12 protein-coding genes are annotated in these 12,879 nt (G+C 59.9%); 4 read left to right on the forward strand and 8 right to left on the reverse strand.

What is annotated here, in order from left to right; all coding sequences use genetic code 11:
* The first annotated feature begins 236 nt into the window (after nucleotides 1-236).
* Nucleotides 237-1,022 carry an aldolase gene (locus ACYQ47_RS15150; RefSeq protein WP_250494031.1) on the forward strand — a complete coding sequence of 262 codons (786 nt, stop codon included), beginning with the start codon at nucleotides 237-239 and terminating at the stop codon, nucleotides 1,020-1,022.
* Nucleotides 1,023-1,031: 9 nt separating this feature from the next.
* On the opposite strand, the gene ACYQ47_RS15155 is transcribed toward ACYQ47_RS15150, so the two are convergent.
* The 5 genes from ACYQ47_RS15155 to ACYQ47_RS15175 form a co-directional block, all read right to left on the reverse strand.
* A complete protein-coding gene (locus tag ACYQ47_RS15155; RefSeq protein ID WP_459905847.1) occupies nucleotides 1,032-2,297 on the reverse strand; it encodes an ABC transporter permease in 1,266 nt (421 codons plus the stop codon).
* Nucleotides 2,298-2,366: 69 nt separating this feature from the next.
* On the reverse strand, nucleotides 2,367-3,884 hold the full coding sequence (locus ACYQ47_RS15160; RefSeq protein WP_459905848.1) for a sugar ABC transporter ATP-binding protein: 1,518 nt from the start codon (nucleotides 3,882-3,884) through the stop codon (nucleotides 2,367-2,369).
* Between the two features lie 9 nt (nucleotides 3,885-3,893).
* Nucleotides 3,894-4,868, reverse strand: a complete 975-nt coding sequence (locus tag ACYQ47_RS15165) for a substrate-binding domain-containing protein (protein ID WP_250467991.1) — start codon at nucleotides 4,866-4,868, stop codon at nucleotides 3,894-3,896.
* 53 nt (nucleotides 4,869-4,921) lie between these two features.
* On the reverse strand, nucleotides 4,922-5,992 hold the full coding sequence (locus ACYQ47_RS15170; protein ID WP_459905849.1) for a LacI family DNA-binding transcriptional regulator: 1,071 nt from the start codon (nucleotides 5,990-5,992) through the stop codon (nucleotides 4,922-4,924).
* 94 nt (nucleotides 5,993-6,086) lie between these two features.
* Nucleotides 6,087-6,671, reverse strand: a complete 585-nt coding sequence (locus ACYQ47_RS15175; protein WP_459905850.1) for a DUF1349 domain-containing protein — start codon at nucleotides 6,669-6,671, stop codon at nucleotides 6,087-6,089.
* Between the two features lie 171 nt (nucleotides 6,672-6,842).
* On the opposite strand from ACYQ47_RS15175, the gene ACYQ47_RS15180 reads away from it, so the two are divergent.
* Complete coding sequence (locus ACYQ47_RS15180; RefSeq protein WP_250510564.1) at nucleotides 6,843-8,240, forward strand: HdeD family acid-resistance protein; 1,398 nt, start codon at nucleotides 6,843-6,845, stop codon at nucleotides 8,238-8,240.
* Nucleotides 8,241-8,243: 3 nt separating this feature from the next.
* On the opposite strand, the gene ACYQ47_RS15185 is transcribed toward ACYQ47_RS15180, so the two are convergent.
* The 3 genes from ACYQ47_RS15185 to ACYQ47_RS15195 all read right to left on the reverse strand — a co-directional run bounded on the left by ACYQ47_RS15185 (nucleotide 8,244) and on the right by ACYQ47_RS15195 (nucleotide 11,338).
* Nucleotides 8,244-8,507 carry a hypothetical protein gene (locus ACYQ47_RS15185; protein ID WP_244831333.1) on the reverse strand — a complete coding sequence of 88 codons (264 nt, stop codon included), beginning with the start codon at nucleotides 8,505-8,507 and terminating at the stop codon, nucleotides 8,244-8,246.
* 57 nt (nucleotides 8,508-8,564) lie between these two features.
* Complete coding sequence (locus ACYQ47_RS15190; RefSeq protein ID WP_459905851.1) at nucleotides 8,565-9,647, reverse strand: glycosyltransferase family 2 protein; 1,083 nt, start codon at nucleotides 9,645-9,647, stop codon at nucleotides 8,565-8,567.
* A gap of 638 nt (nucleotides 9,648-10,285) precedes the next feature.
* Nucleotides 10,286-11,338: a LacI family DNA-binding transcriptional regulator gene (locus ACYQ47_RS15195; protein WP_459905853.1), complete on the reverse strand. Its 1,053-nt coding sequence runs from the start codon at nucleotides 11,336-11,338 to the stop codon at nucleotides 10,286-10,288.
* Between the two features lie 145 nt (nucleotides 11,339-11,483).
* On the opposite strand from ACYQ47_RS15195, the gene ACYQ47_RS15200 reads away from it, so the two are divergent.
* Complete coding sequence (locus ACYQ47_RS15200; protein ID WP_459905854.1) at nucleotides 11,484-12,542, forward strand: fatty acid desaturase family protein; 1,059 nt, start codon at nucleotides 11,484-11,486, stop codon at nucleotides 12,540-12,542.
* Nucleotides 12,543-12,564: 22 nt separating this feature from the next.
* Nucleotides 12,565-12,873, forward strand: a complete 309-nt coding sequence (locus tag ACYQ47_RS15205; RefSeq protein WP_244831337.1) for a non-heme iron oxygenase ferredoxin subunit — start codon at nucleotides 12,565-12,567, stop codon at nucleotides 12,871-12,873.
* The last annotated feature ends 6 nt before the right edge of the window (nucleotides 12,874-12,879 follow it).

Raw genomic sequence — 12,879 nt, forward strand, 5'->3', positions numbered from 1 at the left:
AAACCCTATTGAGACAAGTTACGTTGAAAATGCGCCCTTAATTTCGAGCGGCATAGATTTTTACCACGCCAAAGAGTTTTTTTCCAATACGCGTTTTTGCTAAGGTTATGGTCATACGCGCGTCATAACGGGCGATTTTTCCTGATCGCCCTTTGCATACGGACCAATTTGCCGATGTTGCTTAAGGAAATGCCGTTTTTATAGGCAGAAAACGTTCAGACAGAAGACCACATGCAATGGCTCATACGCTTGTCACCGGTACAGCCGCTTTAGCGTCTGCGCATCGGCTCGATGCACCCGCTATCGCCGAAGCTCGCTGCGAACTCGCGGCGTGTTTCCGCTTAGCCGCGCTGCATGGGCTGGAGGAGGGCGTATGCAATCATTTTTCCGCGACAGTGCCAGGGCACGACGACCTTTTTCTGGTTAATCCCTATGGTTATGCCTTTAGCGAGATCACGGCGTCGCATCTGCTGATCTGCGACTTCGACGGCAACGTGATCGAAGGTGAAGGCCAGCCCGAGGCAACTGCATTCTTTATTCATGCAAGGCTGCATCGGCTGATGCCGCGCGTGAAGGCCGCATTCCACACACACATGCCGAGCGCGACCGCGCTCTGCCTGCTCGAAGGGCCCCCGCTCCTGTGGCTTGGGCAGACGGCGCTGAAGTTCTACGGCCGCACGGCCGTGGATGAGCACTACAACGGCCTCGCGCTCGATGCAACGGAGGGCGACCGTATCGCGGCGGCAATGGGCAACGCGGACATACTCTTCCTCAAGAATCATGGCGTGATGGTGGCGGGCGCGAGCATCGCCGAGGCCTGGGACGATCTCTACTACCTCGAGCGCGCGGCCGAAGTGCAGCTCCGTGCGATGAACACGCAGCGCCCGCTCAAGCCCGTGCCGCATGAGGTAGCGCAGGCCGCCTACGAGCAAATGCGCGCGGGCGATGCGCAGAGCGCGCGGGCGCATCTGGCGAGCGGCATGCGGCAGTTGCGGGCGCGGGGTATCGCGTTCGACATCTGAGCGCAGTATTCAAGACCGGCGCACGAGGCGCTTAAGCCAGCCGCGCCGCCGCCCGACGTCGGTCTGTTGTAAAAATACCGCGATCACGATAATCAAGCCCTTCAGCACAAGCTGCGTGTTGCTGTCGATGCTATTGAGCAGAAGGATGTTGCTCAAAAAGCCGAAAATCAGCACGCCCGCCACGGTGCCCGAGACGCGTCCTACGCCGCCCGAAAGACTCGTTCCGCCTATCACCACGGCGGCGATTGCATCCAGTTCCCAGCCCATTCCGGCATCGGCCTTGCCCTGTCGATACTGCGCTGCATACAAAACGCCAACGAGCGCCGAGAGCATGCCCGAGATGGCATACGCCGCCATCTTATGGCGTCCCACGTTCAGGCCGGAGACGACGGCGCACTTCTCGTTGCCGCCGATTGCATACAGATACTTGCCGAAGACCGTGCGATTAATCACGAAGCCGACGACCAGCGCGATCGCCAAAAAAAACAGCGCGGGCACGGGAACGATGTCGAAGAGCAGCGCGCGCAGCGCTTCGATATCGGAGGTGGCGTTGCTGCCGCTGTAAATCGAATACACGGCGGTGTCCTGCCCGGCGATAAGCCGGGCCGCGCCTAGCACACCGACCATCGCGGCGAGCGTGACGATGAACGGCTGCATGCGGCCGCGCGTGATGATCCAGCCATTGAGCGCGCCGAGCGTGAAGCCCGCGAGCGGCACGATCCAGAGCACGGCTATAAGCGGCATGCGATGCCCGCCATGTAACGCAATATAGGCGCATGCAAAAGCCGCCACGACGAGCGCTATGCCGAGGTCCATCGTGAGCGGTGCCTGCGTGGCGGGCGCGCCGCGAGCACGCCTGAAGCCGCGGACGACGTTTATCGCGGCGAGCGCGATTGCAAAGACCGCGATTGCATTCAAAATTATGGATGCCGACACCGCGCGATTCCAGGCGTCCGTGGTGAGCAGCATGGCCGTGAGCACGCTGCCGAGACCCATGATCGCGCCCACCGAGAGATCGATTCCCGCCGTGATGATGACGAGCGTCATGCCGATGGAAATCACGCCTACGTTCGCCACCTGGCGAAACACGTCGGAGATGTTCGCGCTGGACAAAAAGATATTGCTGCCATCGGCCGCGTGAGGCGACGTGAACGCACCGACCACGAGCAACACAATCAAACCGAGGTAATACTTGAGGTAAGTCAGCAATGCGCTCAGGCGCCGCTGGCGCGCGGTGGTCACCGGCTCGGCGAGTTGGTCCCGGGCGTGCAGCATGGTGTCCTTCTCCGTTTTGCATGTTGCGTTTTGCATTCGGCATCCCAGCATTCGGCATTCAAAATGCCGTCAGGGCGACGCCATTCTGACGAGTGCATCGACTGAAAATTGCTCGCGCGGCAAAATTCCGCGAGCGCGTCCTTCGCACATGACGAGAATGCGGTCGCTAAGCAGCATGAGTTCGTCGATCTCCGAACTCGCCACGATCACCGTGACGCCTTCGCGCGCGGCGGCGAGAATCTGGCGATAGATCTCGGCCTTCGCTGCTACATCGACGCCGCGCGTCGGTTCATCGAGCAAAAGAAGACGCGGCTTCGTCATCAGCCATTTACCGATGATGAGCTTCTGCTGATTGCCGCCCGACAAGGTGCTCGCATCCTGCGCGAGACTGCGATGCTTGACGTTCGAAGCGTGCGCTTGCGCATCGGCCCATGCATGTAGCTTGCCGCGTCGATAAAACGGAAAGCCCGGCGCGCGCGAAAGCGAAGGCAACAGCAGGTTCGCCTCGAGCGACTGATCGAGCACGAGGCCGTCTTTCTTGCGGTCTTCGGTGACGAAGGCAAGCCCCGCCGCGGCCGCGCGATCAGGTGAATCGAATGCATGCGCATGACCGGCTGCGCGTATCTCTCCATCGCGACGATACGGCGACACACCGAAGATCGCTTCCAGTATCTCGGTCTTGCCCGCGCCGAGCAGCCCCGAAATGCCGAACACCTCGCCTTCCTGCACCGCGAACGACACGTCTGCCACGAGCGCACGAGCCGCATTCCAGAGCGTCAGGTTGCACACATCGAGGGCGCACGCGCGCTCACGCGGCGCTTCGGCTTCGCTGCGCTCGGGCGGCGCGAAGTCCTTGCCGATCATCATCGAGACCAGCGCCGCCGACGATTCGACCTGTGGCATCTGCAAGGTCGCGATGCGCCGGCCATCGCGCAATACGGTCACTCGATCCGCCACCGCGAATACTTCGCCAAGCCGATGGCTGATCAGCACGATACCCATGCCGCGCTCGCGCAGATCGCGTGTGAGGGTGAGCAGTGCCTGCGTCTCGGTATCGGATAGCGCGGACGTGGGCTCGTCCATGATGAGCACGCGAGCATCGGCAAGCAAAGCCTTCGCAATCTCGACGAGTTGTTTCTCGCCTACACGCAGCGTGCCCACGAGCGCACTCGGCGGCACACGAAAGCCAAGTTGCGCGAGGACCTTAGTTGCCGCCGCATGCATCGCGCGCCGATCCGGAAAGCCGAAACGTGTACGCAGTTCCTTGCCAAGAAAGATGTTGTCGACCGCCGACAAGGTGTCGACCAGATTCAATTCCTGATGAATGATGGCGACGCCCGCGAGCGCCGCATCGTTCACGCTGGCAAGACGCGTTGCTTCGCCGCGCACGCGGATGCTGCCCGCGTCCGGCGTGTAGAGGCCGCCCAGGATCTTCATCAAGCTCGACTTGCCCGCGCCATTTTCGCCGACGAGCGCGTGTATCTCGCCCGCCGCGACATCGAAGTCGACGCCCGACAGCGCGGCGCTGCCGTTAAAGGATATCGACAGGCCTTCGGCTTCGATGAGCGGCGTGGCTACGGTGGCCATCGATCGAACTCAGTGAGTGGCGATATATTGCTTCGCGTTGTCCTTGAAGATGCCTTGCGTCGGCAACGTAAGCTTCTTTTCCACCTTCTCGCCTTTCAGCACCTTGAGCGATTGACGGATGCCTTCCGCGCCTGGCGTCGGATACATGAAGGTGCCCGCGAGCAGGCCTTGTTCGACCCATGTCGCGCCTTCTTGCGGCAAGCCGTCGATACCCACGAACTTGATGTTCTTCTCGCGTCCCGCATCCTTCGCGGCGAGATATGCGCCGTAGGCCATCGGGTCGTTATGCGCATAGACCACGTCGATCTTCGGCTGCACGCGCAACACGGTCTTCATGTAGTCGTAGGCCTTGTCCTGCTTCCAGTCGCAGTCCACGCGTTCGCCTACGCGCTTGATGCCTTTCTCCGGCGCGATGGCCTTATCCGCGCCATCGTGACGATCGTGCGCGGGCTGCGCACCGAAGCCGCCCCATATCTCGACGAGATTGCCTTGCGCCTTGCCAGACCCGCCCATCACCTTGACAATGAAGTTGCCCGCTTCCTGACCGATCTGTACGTTGTCGCCACCGATGAACTCCGTGTATTGATCGCCGTTCACTTCGCGGTCCAGCACGAACACGGGAATGCCCGCCTTGAAGGCTTTTTCGACGACGCCCGTCAGCCCCGCGGACTCCTTGGGCGAAATGAAGATCGCGTCCATCTTCTGCGCGATGAAGTTCTCCATGTCGGCGTTTTGCTTATCGGTACGGTCTCCCGCGTCGGCTATGATGAGTTCGACTTCCGGATGCTTTGCCGCTTCCGCTCGCATGTCCTTGTTGAACTGCACGCGCCACGGCTCGACGGTCGTGACCTGAGAAAAGCCGAAACGGTACTTCTTCTGCTGCGCGAATGCGGTTTGCGTGAAGAGTGCGGAGAACGTTCCCACTGCGCCGGCAAGCGGTATAGCGAGAAGACTTGCGGTAACGATGCGTCGTTTGCTGTCCATTTTGTCTCTCTCCTTCGTCTTATGGTTGCGGGCCCTGCATGGCGAATAAAACGTTATAGCGTGGCGGATTTGCGCGTTCGCTTTCGAGCGGCTTGATCGATGGCTTTCATCGGAGGCGCCGTGCTTTCACGCACGAGCAGATCGGCCTTCATGCGCAGATGCACATGCTCGCCGGTTTCACCTTGCAACTGCTTGTGGAGCAACTGCCAGATCGCACGCCCCACGGCTTCTACCGGCTGATGTATCGAACTGATACGCGGATGAAGCACCGACATCCACGGGGCGTCGTCGAAAGAGAGCAAGGAAACCTCTGCAGGCAGGCGCAATTCGGCATCGCGTATGGCACGCAGTGCGCCAAGCGTGGCCACGTTCGCACCGGTAAAAAGCGCGGTGGGGCGCTCGCTTGCAGACAAAAGCCCGAGCGTTGCCGCGTGGCTTTCCGTATCCGTCATGCCGCATACCACCACGCGCGCATGTCGCGTAAGACCGGCGCGTTTCATGGCGTCGAGATAGCCGTCCGCGCGTTCGCGGCTATTCACGAGATCGAGCGCATTGACGATGAACGTAATGCGCCGATGCCCGAGCGCGATGAGATGTTCCGTGCCATCGCTCGCGGCGCGGCGGCTGTCCGTCGTCACCGTGTTCGCCGGAAAGCTGTTGTCCACGCGGTCCGCCATCACGAGCGGCACGTCGCATTCGCGCAATTCGTCGATGGCATGTGCATAGCCATGACACGGAATGATGATCATGCCCGCCACCTGACGCGACAACACGAAACGTATGCGCTCGGCCTCGCGCTCGGGGTCTTCCTGCGCATGCGCGAGCAGCAGCCGATAACCGCTTGCCAGCGCATGATCTTCCACCACGCATAGCAGTTCGATAAAGAACGAGTTCGTGAGATCCGGCACGACGAAGCCGATGGACGTCGAACGATTGCTGCGCAATTCCGCCGCAAGACTGTTGCGCCGATAACCCAGCGCTCGCGCGGCTTCCCATACTTGCTGCCGTCGCAGTTCGCTTACGCCTTCGGCGCCTGCCAGCACTTTCGACGCCGTGCCAAGCGAGACGCCCGCCGCACTGGCGACATCCTTCAAGGTGCTGGCAGTCTTTTTACGTGAGTCCACGAGTGCTTTTGCCGTCTTTTTTGAAACGTTTCAGAATTCTAGAAAGCGTTCGCAAACGGGGCAAGTGAGTACTTGTACGGAGCACGCTACCGCGCTACAGAGAGGTATCGTGCAGGTCCTTTACGATAGGCGGCCGGATCTTGAAGTCGGAGAAGCGCACGGTGAGGCCGCCGCGCTCGGGCGTGCAACACATGGGTCCGACGAGCCAGTGCGGCGACGCGGTAGTCGACGCGAAGGGCGCGATACGCATGAGGGTCCAATGACGCTCGTCCGCGCTGCACTGCATCTTGAGCACGCCATCGGCGACGGTCATGCGCAGCCTGAAGCGGTTGCCGCTGGCGGGCGAACCAAGCGACCAGTCGGAGAAATCATTGGTCAGCACGGTGCTGAAGGTCAGCGCGCCGTCGTTGTACTCCGCGCCTGCCTTGACCCAGCGCTCGGCGCTCTCGCGCACCATCAGGCCCGCTTGGTCGTAGAGCGCGGAGAAATCGCCATCGACGGTGACTTCGGCGCTGAAGTCACCGTTCGCGCTCGCGGCGAAAACATGGCCGTTATCGCGGATGAAACCGTAGTGCGTCTTGCGCCAGAAGTCCGTGCTGGCGTCCGTGGTGACGAACAGCGTGCCGTCTTCAATGCGCCATTGCGCGGGCTCGTTGATCCACTGACATTGGTCGAACATGGCAGCCTCGCTACGTGGAAAGGGCGTTGGCAGTATGGCACATCGTGCATGCCGAATCGAATGGTCGTACTTAACGAAGCGGACAGAGCGATTTCATTTAAGGCCCGCACTGCACTAACATGAATGCGCGAGGCTTCTCTGCGCTCATGCAACGACACGAAAGGCAAATCCATGGTCAAGTTAATGATGATCCTGCTGGGCGTGGACTATTTGCGCGGACGCTGGCGCAGTCTGATGGTGACAGGATGGCTGCTGCTTGTCGTTGGCTTGGGCATATTCATCGATGCACTCGACGGTTCGCTCGGCTTTCCGATTCCACTCGTTGGCTGGCTGTTGTTGATCGAAGGCGCGCTGACGCTTGCGGTTGCATGGGCCGGCGTCGGCGGGCAACGCAGGTTGCGCTATTCGAAGGGTATCGTGTTCGTCCTTGCGGCCGTGCTGGTGCTTCAGGGGCCACGTCATCACGCGAACTTCATTCTTTCGTTGTTCATTGGCGCGGCCTTTCTCTCGGATGGCCTCTTGCAAGCCGCATCCGCTGTTGTCGTGCGATATCGACGTTGGCGCGTGGCGCTTGGTTTTGCGATCTTCGAGATATTGCTGGCGGTCTTCGTCATTCAACCGTACCCGACGCATTACAAGAGCACCGTGGTGTATTGCGTGGGCGTGCTCTTCATGTTCGCAGGTTGGAATCTCGTGATGATCGCGTCGCGCGTACGCAAGCTGAACAGCAATCCGGCAGTCTGGGGCGATGCAAGCGCCGAGGCCGCGAGCGCAGCGAGTGATACGAAAGACGGTACGCCAGTCGTCTTGCCGGCAAGCGAATGGGACGGGCCGCCCGCGGACAACGAGCCCGCATTGACCGTGCATGTGTGGACGCCCGTGGGTACATCGAAGGGCGAGGTGCAACGGCATCTGATCGTCGACCGGTACATTGCGGCGGTGGATCGCAATGGCGTGATATCGACGGGACATGCCGCGCTCGAATCGCCTGAGGGCGTATATGTGAGCCTTTATCCGGCAGTCGAGATCGACCGCTCGCCCGATGACTTTGCGCGCCTCTTGCGTGCCACGAGCGATAACGACGTGCCAGGCGTGTTTCAGCCGAGCTACCCGATCGAGTCGAAGACATGGTGTCCTTCGACCACGCGAGTGCGCATTCGCAATTACGATCCAACGCGGCTAGCGCGCTTCTGGAGCACGTATCGCGAGGACACGACGTACAACCTCACGCATCGCAACTGTTCGAGCAGCGTCTCGCGCGCACTGGAGGCGGCGCTCGAAGGGGCGGCTGGGCGGCTCTATGGCGCGCGGGCGGGCTGGGGCGCGCTGTTTCGTATGCTGGTGACGCCTGAACTATGGGTGGCCGCGCAGATCCGAAAGCGTGCAGTGACGATGGCCTGGACTCCTGGCCTCACGCTCGACTATGCACGTGCGCTTAGCATGGTTGCCGATCCACGTCCGTATGGCTGGCTCAAGGTGGCGCGCATGGCGCTAGCAAAAATGCGGCAATCGCGGCGTCAATGGCGGCATGAAGGCTCTTCGTCGATGGACCCGCCTGCAAACGCCTGAGATTCAAGCGCCCTCGTCGAGATCGTCTGCGGCCTTGCGTTCGCGTCGCGCTTCGTTGGCGCGGCGTGCACGCAGTCGCTGCTTCGACAGCTGCGTAATGACCTCGCCCGTGCTCGCGCCGGCCGGAATCTCGTTGCGAATGACCTTGGGCACCATGGGCAGACCCAGGCGCTGACGGCGCAGGGCACGCGCAATGAACGTGCGACAGGTCTGTCCATGGCAGTCCCACTCATCGCGAATTCGCTCGCAGTAAGGACATTTTTCCATGCAAACAGTTTACCGCGAAACGCAAAGCGCTTCGCGGGCGGGCCTGGGCGCGTGTTTTTAGCCGCTAAACTGATTCGTCGGACTATGCCGGCGCTCGCGCTGATGATGGTCGAGACTGCGGCGCAGCATCTTCTTCAGCAGGCCCTTGATGAAGTAGATCGAGCGATCGGCGCGCACGTTGAAATCGAACGGTTTGAGTGCGACGACATCGCGACCATTGCGTTCCGAGAGCTTGGCGCGAGTTCTGCGATGATCCACCGCCATTGCCGCCAGTGTCTCCGATGCAGCCTTGAATTGTCCCCGATCCACCCGCGCGCACACATGACATGCGCGATGAAACGCCTTGTCGAAGATCGTGAGCCAGTAATCGTCCATCTCGCCGCCGTCGCAACGCGCGAGCGCTTCGAGCCCGTTCGTGCGGAGGTCCTTCATATCGGTAAGCGTCGCTTTCTGCGTGATGCTCCCAAAACGTCGGCGATAACCGATCAACGGGTCTGCAATGCGATAGATACTGCTTGCGCGAAGGTACATGGACGGCACGACCGCCATGTCTTCGTAGTGCCGGCCCACTGGGAACTGCGTGCCGTTGAACATGTCCGTGCGATAGATACGCGCCCAGACGAAGGTATGAAAGCCGTCCGCGAAGTGCTGAAGCGCGGCGCGGTTCATCGCGTGACCGCCGCTTGCGTGATGCATGACGAGATCGATGCCGTCGATATGGCGGCCGTCGTCGTCGATGATCTTCACGTTGTATTCGACGAGGTCCCACACGCGTTCCTTGAGTGCCGGAATCACGCTGCTCGAAAAATTCTCGAGATAGATGTCGTCGCCGTCGAGGAAGCCGACGTAGGGCGTTCGCACTGCCGCAAGCCCGGTATTGCGTGCCGCGCTCAGACCGCCATTGCGCTGCTTGATGAGCTGAATATGACGGCCGCCATCGCGCTCCACGATCGCTTCCGCGGCCGCATAGGTCTCGTCGCGAGAACCGTCGTCCACCACGATGATGCGCATGGCGTCGATATGGGGCTGCGACAGTAGGGACTCGAGTGCTTCCTCGATGTATCCCTCGATGTTGTACGCCGCGACCACGATGGTCAGTAGCGGTTCTGTGTCTCGCAAAGAGTCACTTTCAAACGGCATATCGGATGCTCCGTCGGATGAAGGGGCTCAGGGGCGTGCCAGTGCATGCCAATGCGCTGGCCTGATTACGCGGTCTCCTTCTGGCGGCCGGCGTGTCGATTTGCACGCCTGTTTGGCCGGACTGCCGAGGCTCATTGGCTTCGGCTTGCTGTGCGCGATGCGAAGAGCAATCGCAGTAGATCAGATTGATTGAAGCAGGTTCCCGCAAGCTGTGATTGTCGGCTTGGGCAGAGAGGAAGGCCCAAGTTTCGGACCGGGTTCTGCTGCATATTACCGGGTCAAAAAAACAATGTAATGACAATGACATGTCGGTTAGTCGACGCAGCGACTCCAACAGACTTGCGATGCATTCTTCAAAGAAGCTGCAGCGATTACCTGTGGGTTTTGTTCAGGCGCTTTAGCGCTAGTCATCTCATTCGTTTGCAATCTCATCGATGTTTGTCCTTCATATTGCTGCGCTCCGTGCGCTTAAGCACATCAAAATATAAGTTGATGCGTCTATGAAACGCGTATGCGCCCATGCGATACCGATTGTTTAAGTAACCTCAAGCAGATTGAAAGATTCGGTGCTTGGCGAACGCTCTGAGAAGCTCACTAAGCATTACCTCTTCAGCAAGGCGAATGCCATGCAAGGACGGTCAGACGTTCTCGGACGTAAAAAGTTGCGCCGGAAGTGGATATTGGCTTGCTTGCGCTGTCTCTCCAGGCAAGCTATTCAACGCGCGAAGCATGGCAAGCACTGCGGTCTGAGCGATCTGTTGCAATGGCGTATCGATGACCAGATCGATGATGCCGTCCACGAGCGCGTCGTGACGGTCGGGCATGAGATCGGAGCAAACGGTGACTATGTGTCGTCCTATTGCTTCCTCGCGCAGTGCGCGTATCACGCCACCCACGCCGCCGCCTGGAATGTAAAGACCAGCGAGATCGTCATGCCGCGCAAGCATGGCAAGCGTCGCTTCATAGGCCAGTTGCTTGTCTTCCAGGTTGATTTGCGTGTCGAGCACTCGCAGCCCGGGTGCATGTTCACGCAGGTAAGAGCGAAAACTGATTTCGCAGCTTTCTTGTCCCAGATAGCGGGGCGTGCCGACGAATACGCCAACCGTACCTGCCTTGCGATGCGTGAGCCTGCTCACGGCCCACGCGGCAGTGCGGCCGCTCTTGCGTGGGTCCACGCCGATATAACCTGCACGCAATGGCGCGCTCAGGTCGGACAATAGCGTGACCGTTGGCTTGCCCGCTGCATGCAAGGTTTCGATGGCCGCGGTTACATGCGGATGATCGACCGCCACGACGCCGAGCGCATCCGCTTCTTCTCCAAGCGACAGCAACGTACGCGCGATGGACGCGGGATCGAGTTCGTCCATATACGCGATCACTGCCTTGCAACGTTCGGGTTCGTGACGCGTGACCGTCTCCGTCAGAATGCGCGCGAACGCCTGATAAAACGGGTCGGCGCGTTTCTGCAGACAGAAGCCGAGCGTGCGCGGGGCATCGATGGCTCCGAGTTGAGCGCGCATGCGTTCGCGCATCAGTTGAGCACCGTGATAGCCGATGCGCTCTGCCGCTTCTATCACGCGCAACGCGGTGCCTTCGCGCACGGTCAGGCGCCCGTTGAATACGCGATCCACCGTGGCCGAACTGACGCCAGCGGCTTCCGCCACCGACTGAAGCGTGGGACGCTTGGTCATTTTGATGGAAATGATGGATTTGCGAGGGCACGCAATGATGCTTAAAGATAGCAAATTTATACGTTCCTTGCGCACGCACGGGCTCGCTCATATCATCGACTTCAATAAAGATAAATGATGTATTCCAATCATCGGATGAGGTGACATGATGGAATTGGAGGAGACGCAGCGGCGGCGCTATCGGCTGATAGGCGGGGCGGGCGAAGAGGCGAAAGCCGCGGGCCTTGCCAATGGCACCTGGTATAGATGCCCTTTGCCGCGCCCCGTGCTCAAGCAACTCACGCAACGCAGTGATGCAAGAGCCATTCGCGACACCGTTATTTGGTACGCGGCCATCGTCGCGAGCGGCGTCCTTGCCTGGTTCGCATGGCAGGCGCATTCGCTATGGGCCATCCCCGCGTTTTTGCTCTACGGGACGCTTTACTGCGGCCCCGCCGATTCGCGCTGGCATGAGAGCGGACACGGCACCGCATTCAAGACCGCGTGGATGAACAAGGCGCTTTATCAAGTGGCGTCCTTTCAAGTGTTTCGGCGACCGACCGTATGGCGCTGGAGTCATGCGCGCCATCACACCGATACCTTGGTAGTGGGTCGCGATCCCGAGATCGGTGTGCAACTGCCGACGGACTGGCTTGCGCTGGTGCTGAACGTCTTCGCGCTGAAGCACGTGGCGAACGAATTGCCCAAGGTCGTGGCGTCTGCGTTCGGCAATATCGGTGAAGAAGAAAAGACCTTCGTGCCTGAGACGGAATGGCCGAAGGTCGTGCGCGAGGCGCGCATCTGGCTCGCGATCTATGCAGCAGTGATCGTGACATGCATTGCGTTTCGCAGTGTTTTGCCGCTGCTTTATATCGGCTTGCCGAGTCTTTACGGCGCATGGCTTTATCTATACTTCGGGCTCACGCAACACGCAGGCATGCCGGAGAACGTGCTCGACCATCGCAAGAATTGCCGTACCGTGATGATGAATCCCGTGTTTCGTTTTCTTTATCTGAACATGAACTATCACGTCGAACATCACATGTTCCCGATGGTACCGTATCACGCGCTGCCGGATCTGCACGATGCCGTCAAGCACGACATGCCGCCGCCTTACACGAGTTCCATCGCGGCTTATGCCGAGATCATCCCGGCGCTCATGCGGCAGACGCGGGATCCGTCGTATCACGTCGAGAGGCCGGTGCCCATCGCCACGCAAAGCTGAGTATAAAAAGGAGACATGCCCCATGACGCAATGGATCGACGCCGCCGCGTTGGACGACATCGACGATGAAGACGTCAAACGCTTCGATCACGATGGCCGCACGTTCGCGATCTATCGAGTGAACGACGAGGTGTTTGCAAGCGACGGCCTCTGCACGCACGAACAAGTTCATCTGAGCGAGGGCTTCTTGTTCGACCATGTGATCGAATGCCCGAAGCACAACGGGCAATTCGATATTCGCGACGGCCGCGCGCTCGGTGCGCCCGTTTGCATCAACTTGCAGACATACCCCGCAAAAGTGCAGGACGGACGCATCTTCGTGGAGATTTGAAGCGCC

The organism is Caballeronia sp. HLA56 (assembly GCF_054655155.1).

Excerpts from the sequence above, each read along its gene's own strand:
- ACYQ47_RS15155 (WP_459905847.1), bottom strand. The coding sequence starts at position 2,297 with ATGCTGCACGCCCGGGACCAACTCGCCGAGCCGGTGACCACCGCGCGC.
- ACYQ47_RS15180 (WP_250510564.1), top strand. The coding sequence starts at position 6,843 with ATGGTCAAGTTAATGATGATCCTGCTGGGCGTGGACTATTTGCGCGGA.
- ACYQ47_RS15205 (WP_244831337.1), top strand. The coding sequence starts at position 12,565 with ATGACGCAATGGATCGACGCCGCCGCGTTGGACGACATCGACGATGAA.
- ACYQ47_RS15150 (WP_250494031.1), top strand. The coding sequence starts at position 237 with ATGGCTCATACGCTTGTCACCGGTACAGCCGCTTTAGCGTCTGCGCAT.
- ACYQ47_RS15175 (WP_459905850.1), bottom strand. The coding sequence starts at position 6,671 with ATGTTCGACCAATGTCAGTGGATCAACGAGCCCGCGCAATGGCGCATT.
- ACYQ47_RS15195 (WP_459905853.1), bottom strand. The coding sequence starts at position 11,338 with ATGACCAAGCGTCCCACGCTTCAGTCGGTGGCGGAAGCCGCTGGCGTC.
- ACYQ47_RS15160 (WP_459905848.1), bottom strand. The coding sequence starts at position 3,884 with ATGGCCACCGTAGCCACGCCGCTCATCGAAGCCGAAGGCCTGTCGATA.
- ACYQ47_RS15185 (WP_244831333.1), bottom strand. The coding sequence starts at position 8,507 with ATGGAAAAATGTCCTTACTGCGAGCGAATTCGCGATGAGTGGGACTGC.
- ACYQ47_RS15200 (WP_459905854.1), top strand. The coding sequence starts at position 11,484 with ATGATGGAATTGGAGGAGACGCAGCGGCGGCGCTATCGGCTGATAGGC.
- ACYQ47_RS15190 (WP_459905851.1), bottom strand. The coding sequence starts at position 9,647 with ATGCCGTTTGAAAGTGACTCTTTGCGAGACACAGAACCGCTACTGACC.
- ACYQ47_RS15165 (WP_250467991.1), bottom strand. The coding sequence starts at position 4,868 with ATGGACAGCAAACGACGCATCGTTACCGCAAGTCTTCTCGCTATACCG.